The organism is Spirosoma litoris (genome assembly GCF_054776755.1).
In genome coordinates this window covers 15041-35064 of record NZ_BAAHBI010000034.1, presented here as the reverse complement: position 1 = coordinate 35064, position 20024 = coordinate 15041, and the positions used below count along the sequence as shown (strand labels likewise).

18 protein-coding genes are annotated in these 20024 nt (G+C 45.3%); 10 read left to right on the top strand and 8 right to left on the bottom strand.

Features of this window, described 5'->3' with window-relative positions:
• From ACYVGR_RS19220 to ACYVGR_RS19200, 5 genes are all read right to left on the bottom strand, one after another.
• A complete protein-coding gene (locus ACYVGR_RS19220; RefSeq protein WP_460959617.1) occupies positions 1-1191 on the bottom strand; it encodes a hypothetical protein in 1191 nt (396 codons plus the stop codon).
• Positions 1192-1227: 36 nt separating this feature from the next.
• Entirely contained in the window at positions 1228-2094 is an 867-nt protein-coding gene (locus ACYVGR_RS19215; protein WP_460959615.1) for a universal stress protein, read from the bottom strand.
• Positions 2095-2437: 343 nt separating this feature from the next.
• Positions 2438-2653 (bottom strand): YgaP family membrane protein, encoded by a 216-nt coding sequence (locus ACYVGR_RS19210; protein WP_460959613.1) that lies wholly within the window; start codon positions 2651-2653, stop codon positions 2438-2440.
• 136 nt (positions 2654-2789) lie between these two features.
• Positions 2790-3209 carry an Hsp20/alpha crystallin family protein gene (locus tag ACYVGR_RS19205; RefSeq protein WP_460959611.1) on the bottom strand — a complete coding sequence of 140 codons (420 nt, stop codon included), beginning with the start codon at positions 3207-3209 and terminating at the stop codon, positions 2790-2792.
• Positions 3210-3389: 180 nt separating this feature from the next.
• Entirely contained in the window at positions 3390-4178 is a 789-nt protein-coding gene (locus ACYVGR_RS19200) for a universal stress protein (RefSeq protein ID WP_460959609.1), read from the bottom strand.
• Positions 4179-4695: 517 nt separating this feature from the next.
• Between ACYVGR_RS19200 and ACYVGR_RS19195 the strand changes: the two genes are divergently transcribed.
• A complete protein-coding gene (locus ACYVGR_RS19195) occupies positions 4696-5349 on the top strand; it encodes a BON domain-containing protein (protein ID WP_460959607.1) in 654 nt (217 codons plus the stop codon).
• A gap of 119 nt (positions 5350-5468) precedes the next feature.
• Here the strand turns inward: ACYVGR_RS19195 and ACYVGR_RS19190 are convergent, their stop codons facing one another.
• Positions 5469-5672, bottom strand: a complete 204-nt coding sequence (locus tag ACYVGR_RS19190; RefSeq protein WP_460959605.1) for a YgaP family membrane protein — start codon at positions 5670-5672, stop codon at positions 5469-5471.
• A 319-nt stretch (positions 5673-5991) separates the two neighbouring features.
• Here ACYVGR_RS19190 and ACYVGR_RS19185 point away from each other — a divergent pair, with 319 nt between their 5' ends.
• From ACYVGR_RS19185 to ACYVGR_RS19155, 7 genes are all read left to right on the top strand, one after another.
• The gene (locus ACYVGR_RS19185; protein ID WP_460959603.1) at positions 5992-6861 is read left to right on the top strand and encodes a universal stress protein; all 870 of its coding nucleotides are present in this window, start codon (positions 5992-5994) and stop codon (positions 6859-6861) included.
• Between the two features lie 77 nt (positions 6862-6938).
• Positions 6939-7364 carry a hypothetical protein gene (locus ACYVGR_RS19180; protein WP_460959601.1) on the top strand — a complete coding sequence of 142 codons (426 nt, stop codon included), beginning with the start codon at positions 6939-6941 and terminating at the stop codon, positions 7362-7364.
• 166 nt (positions 7365-7530) lie between these two features.
• A complete protein-coding gene (locus ACYVGR_RS19175) occupies positions 7531-8115 on the top strand; it encodes a DsbA family protein (RefSeq protein ID WP_460959599.1) in 585 nt (194 codons plus the stop codon).
• 349 nt (positions 8116-8464) lie between these two features.
• Entirely contained in the window at positions 8465-9427 is a 963-nt protein-coding gene (locus ACYVGR_RS19170) for a phytanoyl-CoA dioxygenase family protein (protein WP_460959597.1), read from the top strand.
• A 15-nt stretch (positions 9428-9442) separates the two neighbouring features.
• Positions 9443-10402 carry a beta-1,6-N-acetylglucosaminyltransferase gene (locus ACYVGR_RS19165; protein ID WP_460959595.1) on the top strand — a complete coding sequence of 320 codons (960 nt, stop codon included), beginning with the start codon at positions 9443-9445 and terminating at the stop codon, positions 10400-10402.
• Between the two features lie 221 nt (positions 10403-10623).
• Positions 10624-10833, top strand: a complete 210-nt coding sequence (locus tag ACYVGR_RS19160; protein WP_460959593.1) for a cold-shock protein — start codon at positions 10624-10626, stop codon at positions 10831-10833.
• Positions 10834-11232: 399 nt separating this feature from the next.
• Positions 11233-12645 (top strand): MBL fold metallo-hydrolase, encoded by a 1413-nt coding sequence (locus ACYVGR_RS19155; protein ID WP_460959591.1) that lies wholly within the window; start codon positions 11233-11235, stop codon positions 12643-12645.
• A 162-nt stretch (positions 12646-12807) separates the two neighbouring features.
• On the opposite strand, the gene ACYVGR_RS19150 is transcribed toward ACYVGR_RS19155, so the two are convergent.
• A complete protein-coding gene (locus ACYVGR_RS19150) occupies positions 12808-15375 on the bottom strand; it encodes a hypothetical protein (RefSeq protein ID WP_460959589.1) in 2568 nt (855 codons plus the stop codon).
• Between the two features lie 100 nt (positions 15376-15475).
• On the bottom strand, positions 15476-16297 hold the full coding sequence (locus ACYVGR_RS19145) for a universal stress protein (protein WP_460959587.1): 822 nt from the start codon (positions 16295-16297) through the stop codon (positions 15476-15478).
• A gap of 178 nt (positions 16298-16475) precedes the next feature.
• On the opposite strand from ACYVGR_RS19145, the gene ppsA reads away from it, so the two are divergent.
• Positions 16476-18878 carry a phosphoenolpyruvate synthase gene (gene ppsA / locus ACYVGR_RS19140; RefSeq protein WP_460959585.1) on the top strand — a complete coding sequence of 801 codons (2403 nt, stop codon included), beginning with the start codon at positions 16476-16478 and terminating at the stop codon, positions 18876-18878.
• Between the two features lie 56 nt (positions 18879-18934).
• Positions 18935-19609: a hypothetical protein gene (locus tag ACYVGR_RS19135; RefSeq protein WP_460959583.1), complete on the top strand. Its 675-nt coding sequence runs from the start codon at positions 18935-18937 to the stop codon at positions 19607-19609.
• Positions 19610-20024 lie beyond the last annotated feature (415 nt).

The window sequence follows — 20024 nt, the reverse complement described above, 5'->3', positions numbered from 1 at the left end:
TTAAGGTAAAGCAGAGTGAGCCTGAATAGGTACGATTTGTCTTGACTGTTTCCAGCTTATGCTGAGCAGAATGGCACCGAAAGCCGCACAGATCAAGACAAAAACGGCCAGCCAGCCAACAAATGGAACCAGAGCAATGGACTGAATCAGGATGAGTATAGCAAATGCAGTCAAAACCAACCGGCCAGTGCTCCAGGGGTGCTTGTTTGAACGCTGGCTAATTGCATTGGCCGCTACAACAGACGTAATCACAGTAGCCAGCATCAGGGCTAGTAAATAGGCCGTTGTAAGTATCACGCCCACCAGTACACCAACTAGGGTTGCATACGCTAGCATTGTGGCTACCGGCACGGTAATAAAAAACAGGAAACCAGCACCCAATGACGGTAATGCTTTACTGGCAAGTGTTTTACCCGCTTTGTTCATGCTGGTACTTAAAAGAGATTGTACCAAGTAAATCATCAAAAGCGCCATACTGAGAAACCATAACGTAGAGATAATTGCGGCTCGTCCCCGCCCGGTTTGCAAAGCCAGAGAGCTATCAAACCGGGTTTTATCTGATGAAACAGCATTCCCAAAGGTTACTTTACCAGATTGGTTCCAATAGCGTACTTGCTGATCAAAATGAGCATTATGACCTATTAGGAGGTCATTGGCAGCTAACGAAGCACGGCCTCCAACGTGACCATTGACCGTGGCATTACCACCTCGACAGTCGAACGCTTCTTCAACCCTACCATTGAAAACGAGTGAGCCGAAGGCTAGTCTGGCGTCTTGCTTAATCTGGCCATTCAGGATCAGTTTGCCGCCTGCCGACAGAAGGCTACCGCCAATGAGTCCATCCTGATCGATGGTCACATTACCGCCAACAAGGAGGGCATCCCCGCCTGTGCCTTTAAGAATTTGCAAACTGCCACCCAGGCAGCGGATATCGTCGCCAACGTATCCGTTCAGGATCACAGTACCGCCAACCAGCAGTATATCATTCGTAACCGAATCGTTGATCGTGATCGTACCGCCAGCTGCAATTAAATCGCCCCGAATCGCTGCATTGATCGTAATCGTACCGCCCGACACGTACAGATCTCCATTTACCGGCTGGCTAATCGTTACCTGATCACCAAACTCGTAGCGAATAGCATACGCAGTTGTTGCATACAGGAGAAACAAAAGAAAAGAAATTACTTTCATGGTCATTTTAGAGTTATGTTGAGCAAATCAATGAGCTTAAAGGCTGAGATCAGTGGCCAGTTGTTGAACTGGTCGAGAAGTGGTATCTTTTCGGTCGACAAGAACAGCCAGCGGCACTAATGGGCGATTGGCCAGTTTTTGAATCAAGCCAGGCGTAGAAAGCGTACTCCAGAAGGATGGTTGGTGCGCTATTGTGAAGAGGATATCCGGTTGATGCGTGTCAATAAAATTGATGATCCCCGATAATATATTGGAATCCTGTTCGATAGCTATCTGCTTGGTCAGACCATCAAAATAGTGTTGGATTAAATCCTGTGCTTCCAGTTTTCCGGGCAGCTTCTTGTCAGAAGAAACCGTTAGAAGCGTGAGTCTTGCATGATTCTGCAACACGAATTCCCGAACTGGCTCTAGCGTATCGAGCAAATGAGGAAGTACATAATTTGTTGCTAATACTATATTGGCAAAAGGAGTGTGTTCACTATGGACCGGAATTATTAACGTATTACAGCGATTTGCCTGAATTAAGGTTGTGACTACGTTACTAAACGTAAGTGCCAGATCTTGCCCGGAGGTTCCTAAAATAACCCAGTCAATGTGTTCGGCCTCCACCAGGTGCTTGATTGCATTACTGGGTAGATCGGCCAGGATCAATGAACGAAGATGCTGACGATCTCTATGAATCAAGGGCTGTATGTTGGCCTCCAGTTGCTTTAGTTTTTTTTCAGCCTCTTCTACGATCCCCTGATAAACCTGCCAATCGCGCGTTTGTGCGCCTATTGATGGAATCCCAAAACTATGCATGAGTACATATTCGCAGATTTCCGATTCGAACAGGTTTAAAGCATATTGAATGGCATTTTCGGCGGCTGGTGAAAAATCGGTTGGCAATAAAATCCGTTTCATAGTAAGATCTGTTTGTTGTCTTAAAAGTACCATCACCTAAAACCGGTAGCCTTGATGCGCTTCAGCTTATTGGCTGATTATGAACAGGTAATCTAGTGCTTTACCAAAGTAAATTCTCGGGTTCGCCCGTGTGGTTGATTCTATCGGATTCTATTGGCGATATTTTGCTGATAATCAATAGTTAAACTGTCAATTAGAATCAACAGAATCTCTAGAATCTAAATTGGACATGTACCAGGTAGGGAAGGGGATTGGGCTGGTTTTGATCAGGCATTGGATGTCTCTGATTACTGGCTGAAAAAGAAGCTCCTCGATAAGTCATTAGCTGGTGTCCGGGAGTACCCTAATGCCCCTGCTTTTTGGGAGAATGCGTCGAAAAATCGAACAGATGATATAGGGGGCAGTATTTAAAAAAACTGGTACTCAGCAGGAGTAAAGATCCTGCTAGGAATAACCAGTTCATGGTTAAGCTACGGTCAGTTTTAACGAAGGATACCAGCAGAATAATGGCGATAACGGTTCGCACAAGCTGATCTGTTTTGCCTATGTTTCGTGTCATAGCCAGGTAATCGTTTACTTATGATCACAGCTTACTAGTTGTTATGAAGTGGCTGACCACTGACTGAAAAAGCAGATAGGGCATAAAATCAACCGTGATTAGCATACACCCACCACGGTTGATTTTTAGGATTTACCTAGCCAATTGGAATGAGCTTTGGTTCAGCTTTGGGCAAAGCTGCTTTCTTTTTTAGGTCGATTTTCAATACCCCGTCGGAATAATTGGCCTGAACGTTATCGGATTCCAGATTATCGGGCAAGTCGAACGTTCGACTAAATGATTTATAGCTATATTCTTTCCGACGATAGGAGTCTTTTTTCTCTTCCGATTCCGATTTTGTTTCCGCCGAAATGGTCAGTCGGCCATCGTTCATTTCCAGTTTAAAATCATCCTTTTTCATTCCTGGAGCGATTACTTCCAACTGGAAACGGTCGGCTTCTTCCCGGACGTTTACGGCAGGTAGGTCATTGTCCCGAAATAAGGAGTTACTAAAAAAAACGTCGTCGAATAATTGGGGAAATGTCGACATAAGCGAGTTGCGCAAAGCAGGTTTCATGGCTTATTAAGTTTAGTTTATTGTAAATGATAAACATTGGCCAGTTCGTTGGCTAGCCGTTGCACTAACAAAGTTGAGCGGTACGGTATGGAAAAACTTTGAGCGGTCTCAACTCATTAGCTAATTGATGTCAGGATCGCCACCGACGAGCGTCAGGAGCATTGTAGAAACGAAACTATCTCAATGAGCCATTTTTGCTTCTGAGGAAGCAGCAAGAATAGGCAAAAGCCGTTGAAGAATACCGGGAATCAGGACAATCCAGTTTCCAGTAAGTTGTGTTAAATAATTCTCCAGGGTGTTTTTCAGGTCCTGGTTAGACATAAACCGGATCGAATGCAACTGATTGCCAAGAAAGTTTCGAATTGGGCTACTTGTTTCCTTCGTCGAAATCCCTTCGATATTCTCCACCAAACAGATTACATCGAGTGATGCCCTAAAGAGCCGAGTCAGCCACAAAATGGTACCAAGCGCATAGGCGTGTAAGGGTTCAGCCAGGCTAACGACTAGCTCGATAGTTTTTGGTGTTTGGTAAATTCTGCTTGGTGGCACCAGCAGGATAGGCAATTGGGTAAATGATTTGGGCTGACGGGTCAATAAACCTAACTGGGTGTTTTGTTGGCTGGCTAAATCGTCCAGACCAACGATCAGCAGATCAGCTTTTGGGTTAACCACGGTGTCCTTCGAAGGATTAGTAACCGTATAGCACTGCCCTAAAACGGCTATACTAACCGACCCATCTGTTGCCATCACCATTTGGCTCCGTACCCGATAAAGCTGCTGCAGAATAGTATAATAGTTTGTTTTAAAAGTAGCCTTTAGACCTGCCAGGGGAGGAGTCTTATCGGCAACAGGATCATAAAAGTGTGTTAGCACTAACCGAGCTGGTAGCTGACGTGCTAAGGCCAGTGCATAGTCAGTAACCCAGTGAGCGTTAGCCGAAAAATCAGTGGTCACCAGAATAGTAATCATATCAATAGGGACTAGTAAATAGGTAGTATCATTTCCGTTAGCTAGCTAAGTTTATGATAGCCTAAATGCCTTTATAAGCCACTAATAATCCGGGCATAAATATTATTGGCCGAGTTAACATCATATGTGCCGGAGGCATCATTAGTGATATTCACTGTAATATTGGATACGCTCCCCGAATTAACAGTCGTGCGCGTGAGGCTGAATCCCATCATTACCTATCTCTCGTAGGCCCTGCCTGCCCCTAATAGGAAAGTAGGCCGTTGAGCGCGAAGAAATAAAGGGCTTTTTTTACAAAAAAAATTATGAAGTAAAGATGGCGGTCGACAGACAACCATCCCTTGAGTCCGCTCAAACCAATAAGTGACTTTTCTCATCAAGTCAAACCACTACCGGTCGATGGAAAAACCAATAGTTGGTTAACGTTGCGAATCACCCTCTTCGTTGATTCGGGTCATGGGCTGTGTTTGGAAAGGAGCTTAGGTTTGCATCCAATCAATCAAATACCAACATACGTATGAAAACCGACGAACAAATCCAAAAAAATGTCCAGGACGAACTACGGTATGAACCTCTCTTGCACGCAGCCCAAATTGGCGTCGCTGTTAAACAGGGAGTGGTCACCCTGACTGGTGAAGTGGATAACTATCTGATGAAAATCGCCACCGAACGAGCTGCTAAGCGGGTTCAGGGCGTCAAGGTTGTGGTACAGGAGGTAGGCGTCAAACCTATTTTTGGTCAACCCCACACCGACGAGCAGATCGCCCAGTCGATTGTAAGTTCCTTTGAATGGCACAGTGCAGTACCCGCCGAAAAAATTCGCGTAAAAGTTCAATCAGGCTGGGTCACTCTGGAAGGGCAGGTTGACTGGAACTACCAGCGACAGGCTGCCGAGCGGTCGGTTGAGTCATTGCTGGGAGTCAAAGGGGTGACCAACTTAATCACGGTCCATCCTGTACTACTGGCCAAAGATGTAAAAAGCAGCATTGTGGATGCCTTCAAGCGAAGTGCGGCCTTAGAAGCGCAGCAGATTACCGTAGAAACTATCGGCAGCAAAGTGAGGCTTCACGGGAAGGTACATTCCTGGAGCGAGCGCCGGGAGGCTGAGAACACGGCCTGGGCAGCACCAGGTGTGCTTATGGTAGAAGATGAACTGGTTGTAACAGCTTAAAATCTGCCTGAATGGATAGGCTGTAACGCATTGCCTGTCCATTCAGGTCTTATCATTGGCTAATTATCCTTCCCCTTAACCCGTTTATCAATTTAGTCTCGCTATAAAGCAGTTGAGTTCTAATGTGCCTTTCGAGTGCTGATTTGTAAGACCCGGTAAATTGGACAAGACCCGGATAGGCCAGTTGTCAACAACAGAAAGGAGAAAAATAATAAAATCCAACTTACAGTTGTAGTCAACTCGTTGACCCACAGAAGGATAATTAAGGTCAATCCCACAATTAGACGAATAATAATATCATAGGTGCCAAGATTCTGTTCCATAGCTTTTTGTGTTTTATCAAGCCAAAAATAGAGTGACTCTATTAGCCACAATATGAGAGCTATCACTCCTTTGGGGTGATCTTACGCACGTTGAACGGAGATAATAATTGGTTGAATTTGATCCCGTTTGTCGCCCTTATTTAAGGGCGACAAACGATATACTCGAAGCTAGATTGAGACAACGAAAATCAGGCGAGTTGCTGAGCTACCTCATAAGTAATGAGCTTATCCTGAGTTAGTTTCACTGTGGAATCGACTGTGGATCTCAAAGAAAAGAGACTCAGTCAAATCAATAAACTCACAGTTAATTGATTGAATCATGAAAAAAATCGTATTCCCAACCGACTTCTCCAAGGAAACGGGTAGGGTGCTTCCTTTGGCTGCTCAACTGGCAAAGCGATTCAATGCCGACTTGCATTTAGTACATGTACTTTCGCCACCTTTGATAAGTTATCCACCTCGAATTCCCGCTGTCTATGACCAATACCAGCAGGCATCGGAAGCTGTTGACAATGCGTTTGAGGAGTTGAAAGCCTTATCCTGCCTGGAAAACGTGCGAACGCATACCCATATACTTCCTGGTGCAGACCCAGTTGATTTACTTAAGGACGTTCATCTGGCTGATGCCGATCTATTGGTGATGGCCTCATCAGGTGCTACTGGGTTAAAAGAAGTTCTATGGGGATCAAACGCTGAAGAGTTGATTCGGGAAGCGCCGATGCCTGTTTTAGTCGTTAAAAAACCGCCAACGTCTACCGACATCAAAACGGTTGTCTTTGCGTCCGACTTTCTGGAACACTACGATAGTTCTATTCCGTTTCTTAAGACGTTGTTAAGCAGCTTTGAATATCCAATCGTGCATTTAATCTATGTAAATACGCTCAGCAACTTTGTGCCTACCCACGAGATAAAAGCGCGCATGGAAGCGTTTACCGCACGTTATCATTTCTGGTTATGTACCCTTAATCAGCAGGATGAATTTGATGTTGAAACGGGACTGCTGAATTTTGCAAAAGAGAAAAACGCTGACCTGATCATATTGGGTACCCATGGCCGACATGGTCTGCGTCATTTACTCCAGGGAAGTATTGCTGAAGATGTCGCTAATCATGCGTCCATTCCCGTATTGACTTTACCCCTGCGTTCCTCTCATAAGGCCGTTGAAGCTATTAATCCCACTCTGCTTTAACGCTTCTAAACCTTGTCTTTCCTACAGCTTTGTATTACTGAGATCGTCCCATTCATTGAATTACTCAACTACGTGCCATGAAAACAACGACTTCTAGCCGATTCCTTACGCTAGACCCGATGTCAATCAAGCAGAGGCATCATTATATGGCAAAAATGTTGATCTGGATGGATCTGCGCCTAAAATTCTTGCGAAAGCATATTCAAGAGCAACGATCAAATGTAGATCAGTGTAGTACTGACCGACTGAAGCTGAAGGATGAACATTTGTTGGAAAGAAGCCAATTTTATGGGCAATTAAACGATAAGCAACGGAATTGGCATGCCATGATTATGCGTCATTCAATGGAATTAACTGAACTTTCCCGGAAGAATCAGATGAATCGTCAGGAGCTTCTCATCCGGCAAGCAGCGGAAGAAGCTCATTTAGAGGAGTTGATCGCCTTTCAGGAGCAATTGTTTAAACTGAACAAGAAGAACCTCGCTGGCTGTCCCAATCCCTAAAGTAGTTATTAAATAGGTTCGTGTAAACCCACTGGATCCATATGGGTTGCCTTATGTTTATCACCACTGATCGAATTCAATAAGATGGCTGATAATGCTCATTATCAAAAAGTTAGCTAATAGGTAGGTTAGCCCAAATTTAGCAGTGATATTTCCACGAAAAGATATGGCCCCAACGAACTATACGCATCTGGAAACTACCCGTAAGCTCAGTTCGCCTGTGTTGAGCTTAGTGGAATATGGCGACTATAGTTGCCAGCGATGTAAGGAGCTTCATCATGTTTTACGTAAGGTTTTGCCTCAATTCGATAGAAACATAAACTTTCAATTTCGCCATTTCCCCAACTTTAATCATCCTAGTGCCTTTTTGATGGCTCTGATGGCCGAAGCTGCCCGGCAGCAGGGTAAATTCAATGCTATGCACACGGCCTTACTTGCTCAAACGCATCCGATTTCAAGTCAGGAAGTTCCAGGGATTGCCCAGGCAATTGGTCTAAAAGTCGATTGGTTTTTGACAGACCTACACAAGGAAACGTTGAACGATCAGGTTTGGGCGGACATTATGCAGGGGCGGCAGGATGGCGTAGTTCAAACGCCAACGTTGTTTCTTGGCTCTTATCGTTTACATGGCAAACTGACTCAGGCCCGGCTAATCCCGCTTATTAAGCAGTATATCAATCGGTCAGCCGACAGCATTACATTAGATACCAGTCATAAATTTGGTTATTGGCTTTCCGGCAAACCACTATAGTATGAAATCAGGTAGTAAGTAATGGCTTAGCTACGGCTCAGGTTGCTGTACTGATTTTAAACAGCTAATTAGTCAACCTAGCTCAACCAGTTATCACTGCAATTGTCAATAATTAGGCTGATATAAATCATAGTTGGAAGGTGCATCATGATCTTATTCAAGCAGTTCCTTGATGGCGATCATAGCCCTGCCGTTCTATCCTATATACTTTTGATTACTAGTATTTAACCCATAAAAAAATGATTATTATCAACGAATTATACGACAAAACCCCATTGTATGGTGGGTGCTATAGGCATGCTAGACATAATCCAGTTTAAACTTCCATCATTAGACACAAACTTTATCTATGGATACTTCTACTATTGCCCAACGTATGAATTTACCTTGGGTTGAATCGCCTTTCTTCGACAAATTAATAACGCAAAAGCCACTCACGCCAAAGCAACGAGAAATGGTAGCTACCTACCACAAGGAAGGTTTCATTGTACTCCCAAATTTGATTAGTACTGATTTAATCGACCAGACTATTCAAGAGATAAAACACGAATTTCCAGCCCATTTAGGCGAAGAGCCTATGCGCCACCAAGACTTATGGAAAAAATACTCAAGTGTGCGCCAAATAGCGAGTGCGCCTGAAATATTCGATGTGTTACGTCTGCTCTATGAACGTGAGCCGATTCCGTTTCAGACCTTAAATTTTAAGTTTGGAAGCCAGCAGCGCGCTCATTCGGATATGATTCATTTTAGTAGCCTTCCGGCTCGCTTTATGTGTGGCGTGTGGGTTGCCATGGAAGATACGAATGCTGAAAATGGGCCACTTTTTTACTATCCACACTCGCATCATAACGAAGAATTTAACTATTTCAATATTGGCATTGAAGCCAAAAAAGATTTAAGTGAGTACACGGAATATGAAGACTTCATGGAAGCTTTTATGGATTCCTGTAATTATGAACGCCGGGAAATTCATTTACATAAAGGTGATGTAATGATCTGGTCATCGAACCTGGTTCATGGCGGTTCGCCCATTCTAAAAACAGATGCCACTCGTTGGTCTCAGGTAACTCATTTCTACTTTGAGGGTTGTATGTATTATTCACCCCGCTTCTCGGATATGTTTGCGGGAAATCTCAAGTTGCGAAACGTAATCGACATTAAAACAGGTCATACGATACAACATAGTGAGAACGGTAAACCCATTGAAACGATCAACACGGGTGAGTTTCGATATGCTGTAAGCCATCATTTTACAGTAGGTGTGCTAGCCAAAGGACTCATAAAAAAAATAATTGGAAAGAAGCCATTTTAATCTCATGCTGACCCTATGATACGATCGTTACGGCTTGCTTATTTAGTATTTGTCCATAAAAATCCAGCTCAACTGGGCCGATTATTGGATCGATTGTATACCCCTGGCTGTACGTTCTACATCCATGTCGATGCCAAAAGTAATTTGACTTCCTTTCAAACAGTTTCCAGCCAAGTACCCGTTGAAAGCATAATTTGGTTGCCTACCCGAACAGCTATTACCTGGGGTGACTTTTCATTAACAGCCGCTACTCTAGCTGGATTCGATTTTATTTTACGGCAGCGAAATGAACCAGATTTTATAATTACGATTAGTGGTCAGGATTATCCTATTGTTACCAATCAAGTGTTGCAGACCTGGCTAGCTGATCACATCGATCAGACCATTTTAGACTATGCATTAGTAACGGAAGACAGTCCTCATATCCTGGAACGAGTGGAACAATACTATTTCTCGATCAAACCCCATCGTACAATTGTCTATCCCTATGCCAATCCTGATAACTGGAAGAAAAATTGGTTTAATAAGGCGCTAAAGTTAAGTGGACAATATCCCTTACCACGAGAGTTTCCAATGGGCCATAAGCTGTATTTTGGCACGAACTGGTTTCAACTGAAACCAGCAGCCGCCCGTTATGTGGTCGAGTTTGCCAAATCAAACCCATCTTATGTGAATTTCTCTCGAACTACAATGTTGCCTGATGAATACTTTTTTCAGTCTATTTTATTGAATGCGCCTGAAACCATTCGAAATACAATCTATAATCACCGGATGACCTTTATGCAATGGGATCGCCCACCAGGAAGCTATGTTAAGCCGCTCTCTGTTAGCGAAATACCCTCTATGCTCAGCTCAGGTAAGTTTTTTGCCCGGAAATTTGATGAAACTTACGATGCTGAAGTTATTGATAAAATTGATCAACAACTTCAACTAGAAGCCACGGTTGTACGCAGCCCAAATTGGGGGCGCCGTTAAAGAGCGTGTGGTCATCCTGACGAAGAAATAGATAACTATCTAATAAAAATCGCCATCGTATAAGCCGCCAAACGGGTATTGGGATCCTAGATCAAGCAGCAGAAGAATGCTGAACGGGTAAATCAGCAACTTGATCGGTTTTGTCAGCAAGTTTATTTGCTTGTTAAGGACTCTCCCGGTTTTCTTGTTTTTTCTTTCACACTACCCAAATTTTGTTAACCATGCATACCGGAACTGTGAAATTTTTTAATGAAGCTAAAGGCTACGGATTCATTAGGCCGGATGATAATGGCGATGATATTTTTGTTCATGCTACGGGGTTAATTGATCAAATTCAGAAGAATGATAAAGTTGAATTTGCCATCGAACATACTAAAAGGGGCTTAAATGCCATACAGGTCAAATTGTTTTTATCGCCAGTTGCGAGGTAACGTAACCCAGCATGTTTGGCGCAAATGTTTAACGTCACTTTGGTTCTAAAATCATCACCTACAGTTCACCGGTTGCACTTTATGTCCTTGTCAATCTTGTCTTAAAAGGGGGAGTTTTAACGCTACTATCTGTTTTGATAGTAGCGGTTTTTGTTGAAAACTGCCAAATGCAGGGAAATGTCGCCGTTTCGACAGCTAAAATTACCAGGATACATTATGAAGTCATTATAGAAACTCGAGTGCTGGTAGCTCCCGACCATCTTAGTCAGCAACCTGGAGGAAACTCGTAAAACCTAAGGAATATTCTGATGAAAGTCATTGTGTTGGCCTAATGCCAGTCAGCCTGAAGTACCTCACTCTTTTTCAAATTTAACGAATCATTTTAAGTAGTGAATGGTCATGAAACTAGAGCAGATATATACCGATTGTCTGGCAGAGGTCACTTATTTTATTGAATCGGAAGGTGAAGTAGCCATTGTTGATCCGCTTCGCGAAACAAAGCCGTACATAGATCGGGCCAATGCCGCTGGAGCTACGATTAAGTACGTTTTTGAAACGCACTTCCACGCCGATTTTGTATCGGGTCATATTGATCTGGCATCTAAAACTGGGGCCACGATCATTTTTGGTCCAACTGCTCAACCAAGCTATGCGGCTTACATCGCAAAAGATGGAGAGGAGTTCTCGCTGGGCCGAGTTAAAATTAAGGTGTTACATACGCCCGGACATACGTTGGAGTCCTCGTCATTTTTGCTGATGGACGAAACGGGAAAAGCAGTCGCCATCTTCACGGGAGATACATTGTTTATTGGTGATGTTGGTCGACCCGATCTGGCCGTACGAAATGATCTCACACGTGAGGTCCTGGCTGGTTATCTGTATGATAGTCTTCACAACAAAATATTGACCTTGCCCGATGAGGTACTTATTTATCCGGGTCATGGTGCCGGGTCCGCCTGTGGTAAGAACATGAGCCGGGAAACCGTGGATACGATTGGCAATCAGAAAAAGATCAATTATGCCTTGCGAGCACCAACTAAAGAGGCATTCATTCGGGAGGTAATTCGTGATTTACTACCTCCACCACCGTATTTTCTTACCGATGCTGTTTTGAATAAAACGGGTTATCCGTCGGTCGATGAGGTTGTTTGTAAAGGAACGCAAGCGCTTTCACCAGCGGCCTTTGCGCTGGAGGCTGACGAAGAAAAAGCGCTTATTCTGGATGTTCGACCCGCCGAAGAATTTGGTAAAGGGTTTATACCCAACGCGATCAATATCGGTCTGGATGGTCAGTTTGCCGGTTGGGCAGGTACACTATTGCCAGACCTAAAGCAACCCATTCTTCTGGTTGCTCCTGAAGGACGGGCGGAAGAAGCTGTTTTACGATTAGCACGCGTAGGGTTTGATAATTGTATTGGCTATCTGAACGGTGGATTTGCCGCCTGGCAGGCAACGCATCGGGAGGTCAATACAATTCCATCGATTTCGGCCGATGCCTTTGCCGACTTAGTTGAACACAATTCTTCCCTTTCCGTGATTGATGTTCGTCGGAAAAGCGAATATGACGTAGACCATGTTGCAGGTGCTGAGAATCTTCCATTGGAGTCTATTCGGACAAGTCTATCGCATCCTGATTCGGATAAGACGTATTATGTGTATTGTGCAGGAGGTTACCGTTCCATGATCGCGCTCTCGCTTCTGAGCCCACTTGGATTCACTAACCTGTTTACTATAGCTGGAGGTTTCACGGCTTTAAAGAAAACAAACAGGATTCCTATAACGGCTAATAGAAGGTTGGAGCCTTTGCTTTAGTCGTCAACGAAAATCGAGGGAATCCTGCAATAAGTCTAATTAGTAGACGAATTATAAGTACCAAAATTAAAAGCGGCAACCTGGTTCATCAGGTTGCCGCTTTTAATTTTGGTAAGTGGTGAAATGGTAGAGACTGCTCGGAGCAGTCTCATGTTAAGACAATTAGTGCTTCAGGATTGAAACAGCACGGCTTTGGCGGGGAGTGATCGCTCGCAGAACAAACATTCCAGCTGGTTGTTGGCTTACATCAAAAGTCAGGACCTGACGGTTACCCGTACCCTGAATATGTTGTTGTTGGATTAGGCGCCCACTTACCGTTACAAGTTCTACGTCGACTGGTGTGACTGCTGGAGCAATCAGTTCGGCGCGAAGTTGGTCGGTTACCGGATTGGGTGCAATACGTATGTCCAGCCCCAGGGGTATCTCGTCCATAGTAGTCGCCATTCTTGCTGACGATGGGCAGGTTGTGGTGAACTGTTGGGAAACTATCTGTCCGCTCTGACGAACATCAATCGTAAAAGCCATGTCTGTACGCTGCCAGGTCGGCACCTGAAAGATCGGATCGGTTGTCCAGTCACGTAACCCAACAATACGATACTCGATTGGTTTGCCATTCCCTCCCTGCGTCGCGATCTCCAGCCGACCATCGGTACAGTTGTAGCTTTTGACCTGAACCTGTAAGATATAGTTGGGCTGAGGTGGACTCTGACAAAAGGTGGTAAAGGACTGTGAGATAACCTGACCACGTTGACGAACATCGATGGTAAAGGCCATGCCGTCGCGTTGCCAACTTGGTACCTGGAAAATAGGATCGGCTGTCCAGTCGTGCAGCCCAACAATGCGATACTCCAGGGGTGAGCCATCGGCACCCAGCGTAGTGATCTCGAGTCGGCCGTCGATGCAGGTATACTTTTTAACCAGTATCTGTAAGCTGCCCGTAGTGAGCGGAGGCTGGCAGGTGGTGGTAAAAGGCTGGGAGGTTACATGGCCATTCTGGCGAACATCAACCGTAAAGGTAATACCGTCTCGTTGCCAGATGGGTACTTGAAAGATCGGGTTATCACTCCAGTCCCGCAGTCCAACGATTCGGTATTCAAAAAGACCAATCCCCCCGGTTGCTTTGACTTCCAGTCGACCCGTTGTACAGTCGTAATCGACAGTTGTAATTTTAGGAATTGCCCGGACGTTTACATAAAAAGATGAGAGCGGGCTTTCACACCCATTTACCGTCTGGCTAACGTAATAAGTAGCAAAATACGCCTGAGCAGTATTCACAACGGGTGCCGTTGGTGAGCCCACTCCGTCTGAAAAATTGGTGTACCAGCTTAAATTCTGTCCCGTTGCCTGTAGGATAGGTGTAGGATCATTTTGGTACACATCAATGGATTGGACCACTGGCCGATCGGGCGTAGGCTTGATGGTGATGAGTTGTTCATCGCTTACGGTATACGGGTTGCTACTAATCACGCGAATCTTATACGTATTGCCTGGTTCACCGCTAACTGGCGCACTCAGGATTGATGAACTGGTACCGGGTACTGTGCTCATATTTAGCCCATTGTCGAAATGCCCATTGCTATCTGATCGCTGTAACGTAAACGTATTGTCTGATTGAAAAGCCCCGGATATAATAAAAGGGACCTCAATGTCAGTCATGGGGCGTTGGCAAAAGCTAGTTGGGCTTACAGTTCCCAACTTAATGGTCGTTGTGAGTGTACTGACCGGAAATACAATTTCGGCGTTGTAGGTTGAATTGGTCCCGTTGCGGAAGTATGCATTCTGCACCTCATACAAGGGCATCCATTTATACACCGTGACCGAATTATAAACGGCTTTGATCAGGAAATTGCAATACCGCATGGTCCAGGGATAGCCATTGGTAGCTGGCTGAAAGGGGTTGCTAGAAAACGAGTAGAGCCCACTCGTATTAGTTGAGCCCCCACCGATCGGGAACCAGGAAACCGCATAAGAATACCAGTCCATCGGATAGATGGTTAACGACACATTTTGTAACGGCATCCCCTGCGTATCGATGGTCTTGATACCAATTGTCCTGGGAAAAGGTCGGATAATCCATTGATCTCCAACGATAGGATCACCGCCCGTTGAGTTTAATAAACTGGTCGTGTATTCATCCCAGATTATGTTGCCGTAAGGGAAATTCATGATGGAGTTAACCGGTTCGAAGGTTTGCCCATTAACGGGATTCTTGGACCCTTCCACCCGCATTCCATAGATATCGACCCCTCCCCGGGCATGACCAAATTCGTGCGTTAAGCCGTCGGTGGCGCCTGGTCCAAATGGGCCACTGATAAAATCTGCACTCCAGTCCCAACTATGGTAGATTGCCTGATTGCTGCCATACCATCCTCCACCAACGGTAGGCGGAGTAAATTTACCATCAATGACCACACTATAGGTGAAATGAGGATGGGCCCGAAAGACCTCTGTACTGGTCGCTCCTGTAAATACATAGATTGAATCAACCTTAAAGTTGTAGATGCCATTGAAATTGGAGGAGCTATTGAAATTAGCGTTTACGGTGGCCATCTGTTCATTAACAATCTGATCAATTGGCTTTGAGAGCATCGTTTGGTAAAAATCAGCAGTTTGTTTCTCGACGGCCACAACCACACTAAATTTCCAGATTGGTTTTGCCAGACCTGTTAGGGCTGTCATGGTGGTCAGTAGGATTGCCATCAATAATTGAGAGCGTATAAGTTGATTCATGATTTTTTAAAATTTAGGGTAATGGAGCTAGAAGGCTTGCCGTTTTACCTTGTAAAACCTTATCCATGATGAAAAGAGAATGTTGTGGTTTGTCGAAAATTTAGATCCTCATAATCAGCACCGGTTGTGTCGAATGATTCAAGACGTCTTCAGCGACACTACCCTCGATCCAGTGCCGCAGACCTGTATGGCCGTGGGTATAGAGGACAATCAAATCGGATTTAATCTCCTCGGCATAGTTTAAAATACCAGCAGGGGCAGTTTTGTCGTGCCGGATAGCCAGTTTGTACCGGTCAATACCCTGCGCCAACACGTACTCGTCTACCCAGGCCCGAATGTCTTCAGGTTTCCGATTATCAGAAGGAGTTAAGACATAAAGGAATTGATGAATGTCCTGATCGGTGAGCAGAAATGGGTAGGGGTGGGGCTTCTTTAACTGATCGTCCAGGTCGATGGCGCAAACGATATTTTTTGGCTTAAAATGAGTAATCGGTTCCTTAATAACTAAGACCGGGCAGAGTGCATGCCGAACAATGAGTTCTGCATGCGACCCTTCCAGCCATTCCTTTAATCCCGATGCCCCTTTGGAAGCCAGCACTATTAAATCGGCGGGTTGCTCGTTAATACAGCCAATTAACCCGTCCAGATTGCGTCCTAGTTTTGTTTTAATGGTTATCCCCGTATACCTGGGGTTTTGGACTAGTTTCGTTAATTGTTTTTCGGCTTCTTTTTGGGCTTGCTCGTACATCGGGCCAATGTCAAAAGCCATTCCTGAAAATGGATCGGCTACGGGTATAAATTCATTGAGAACTGTATGCAGGAGGACAATCTCAGCCTCATAGGTGCGGGCCAAACTAACGGCCACATCCAGCGCATAGGGAGTGATCGAGCTAAGATCCGTTGGTACCAGTATCGTTTTCATGATGAACACAGCAAGTTTGATTTGGCAAATCAACAGCTGGTAACCGTAAGGGTGTATGAGTCACGATAGTGGATAACGTGATTATAATCAGAGGTTTGTCTGAGGCAACTCAGCGGTGCTAGCCAACTCGTTCGCTAGCTTGCAACCGCATTTAATTAAGTGCTAACCGCTTCCTGATATGAATACGTGGATACTTCGATTTAGCCAGATCAACAATGGGATGATTGCGCAGGTGGGTGGCAAAAATGCCTCACTGGGCGAACTGTTTAATGGACTTCGGTTTTACGGCGTTCACGTTCCCGACGGCTTTGCCCTGACGACTGAAGCTTACCGAGAATTCATTCGATATAATCACTTGACCGATTCGATCGGCCAGGCAATCCATTTGCTGGATGTAGAGACGTTTTCCAATTTGGCAACAGTAGGTGCTAAGATTCGGACGTTGTTTCAACAGGCGACTTTTCCACCCGAAATTATTGACGCTATCACCAAAGCATTTGATGATCTAAAGCATCATTATACAGATGCCATACAGGTGGCGGTTCGTAGTAGTGCCACTGCCGAAGATCTGGCAACGGCCAGTTTTGCCGGTCAGCATGAATCATTCCTCAATATTCAAACGGAACAACAATTACTGGCTGCCTGTCGGGATTGTTACGCGTCGTTATTTACGGACCGGGCTATTAAATACCGACAGGATAACCAATTCGATCATACCAAAGTGGCTCTGTCCGTGGGCGTTCAGAAAATGGTACGCTCCGATCTGGCTTCATCCGGGGTCTGTTTCACCGTGGACCCTGATACGGGTCATCGAAATCTGATGTTGATAACCGGTAGTTGGGGCCTTGGCGAAAATGTCGTGCTGGGTGCTGTTAACCCCGATGAATTCTATGTTTTTAAGCCCTCGATCAGTCATTTGCCGAATGCCATTGTCAGCCGGAAGCTGGGCGAGAAATCAATGACGATGGTTTATGGGGATGCATCTGAATCCGGAAAGAAAACGATTAACCAGAAAACGGCTTTGGAAAAGCAGGAGCAGTTCGTGTTGACCAACGCTGAGGTAAATCAACTGGCCGATTGGGCTCGATTGATTGAAGACCATTACGGTAAACCAATGGACATCGAATGGGCTAAAGATGGGCTTGATCATCAGCTTTATATAGTTCAGGCGCGCCCCATTACCTCCGTCGGTTCAACAGAAACTCAACTTGTTGAATACCACCTGACGAAACCGGGGAGGGTGTTGGCAAAAGGGAATGGAATAGGTCATCGAATCGTAACCGGAACGGCTCGGGTTGTGGCTTCGCCTAGAGAGGTTCCTGAGTCCATTGGCCCAACGGATATTCTGGTGACGGACATTACCACGCCGGACTGGGACCCAATACTAAAAAAAGTGGCCGCCATTATCACCAATCGGGGAGGGCGGACTAGTCATGCCGCCATTGTTGCCCGCGAAGTAGGGGCCCTGGCCGTGGTTGGAACCAACAAGGGTACCCAGACTATCCAGGATGGGGCCGCTATTACCGTCTCGTGCCTGGACGGGCAGGAAGGATATGTTTATGAAGGTATCCTTCCGTTTACAACAGAAGTCAATCAACTAGCAGATCTGCGCAAACCAAGAGCTAAATGTAACCTGATTTTAGGGGACCCATCTCAGGCATTGCGGCTCTCGCAACTACCCAGTGATGGGGTAGGCTTGATGCGACTGGAGTTTATTATTACGAATGCGATTGGCATTCACCCTATGGCCCTGGCTTGCTTCGAACAGCTACCAGATGGAGCTGTAAAAGATGAAATTGCCCAATTAACGCATCTGTATACCGACAAGAAAGAATTTTTTGTGGATAAACTTGCACAGGCCGTAGGACTGGTCGCTGCCAGTTTCTACCCCCGGCCCGTTGTAGTTCGGATGAGCGATTTCAAGACCAACGAATATGCCAATTTGCTGGGTGGTAAGGGGTTTGAACCCACGGAAGAGAATCCGATGCTGGGCTGGCGGGGGGCAAGTCGTTATTATGACCCGCGGTACATGGCCGGTTTTCGATTGGAGTGTGAGGCCATGCGCCGAGTCCGCGACAAAATGGGGTTTATCAACGTCAAGTTGATGATCCCTTTCTGCCGAACGGTGGAAGAAGGGAAAAAGGTACTTCAGGTTATGGATACGTACGGCCTGTCTCAAAAAGAGAATGACCTGGAAATATACGTAATGGCCGAAATTCCCAGTAACATTATTCAGGCCAAAGCATTTGCCCAAATTTTCGATGGGTTCTCTATTGGCTCTAACGATCTAACCCAACTTTCCTTAGGCGTTGACCGGGATTCTGCTACGGTGCAGGGGCTATTCAACGAAAACGATCCTGCCGTGCGAGACCTGATCTCCATGCTGCTCTTATCCGCTCATCAGACTAACCGGCCGGTTGGTATTTGTGGACAGGGGCCGAGTGATATTCCTGAATTTACAACGTTTCTTGTTGAAGCAGGAATAGATAGTTTATCCTTCAATCCAGATGTCTTTCTGCGAGGTCTTACCGCCGTTAGCCGGGCTGAAGAGAAGGTAGCTCATCAGGCTATCGGTTTTTAAATCATGGAAATGATCCGTCGATAAAATCGGCAGGCATATACAATACCCTAAGTATCATGAATTTACTGGATAAAACGGTTTGTTGCTTGATTCTTTGGTTTCTCGTTCAAACTGAAGTTTGGGGGCAAATGGTCTGGGGTGGCGCTGGTTTTTTTTATGGGGGTCGAAGTGTATGGCCGGGTGCCGCCAATGCCGTTCAACAGGTCAGTACTACTGCTGGGGATTTGGGTACTGATGTATATAGTTCAGTAGGTGCTGAGATTTACGTTCGACGACTCCGCTGGCTGTTTGGTGCTGGCGCATCAGCCCTGGCTACTAAACGGCTTCAGGATAGAGCCTCTCAACTGTCTGTTGAATCTTCAGCATCAAATGCTCATGCCTGGGTTGGCTGGGTATCCTGGCAGTCGAAGCGGGCAAAACTATATCCGGGTATCGGCCCAGGCATCAACTCGTTCACTGTTGATCTGACTACGCCTGGTAATACAGCTACAATGTATGCAGTAACTGGGTTTGCGACGGATATAAGCCTGACGTATGATTGGCTGGTATTAAAATCCGGTACTGGCTCGACCTTGCAGGCCGGTCCAATGCTAAGTATCCGGGTTGGCTATCGACTAACAACAGCAACTGCTAATTGGCAAACCGATCAGAACAGGTCTCCTGTTCATTACACTCCTCAGTGCTTTTTTGTAACACTAGGTTTAGGTGGAGGGGGCTTTCGGAACCAATGATTAGAAAACAAGTGTAACCTCACGGCACTCGAAAGCTAGTAAAGAGCTTTAGAATACGTAAAGCTCTTGGGTTAGAATGCGGAATAAGTTCATCAGATCGCAAAATGGTAGCCATGCCCCATTTTGCGAACTTACTATCTAGCCTCTCTTCCGGGCTCTTTCTTAGATGTTTTTAACCTTGCCCTTAGTTGATTTCTAACTGACGTTGGTAAACCACAAGAGTTTATCACTGTGTCTACATAGTTATCAAATAGCTGCTCAAACATACCATTGGAAATTTTGGGTTTTACGCTTGATTTCATGGTAATAGGGGTTAGGTTTTATTAATTCCAATTATCGCTCATTAGGTCATATTCTAGTTGTATTTAAAAACGTCGTTTGGCCAGTTTGCAAAGGGGTTAGTAGTAAACCGGGC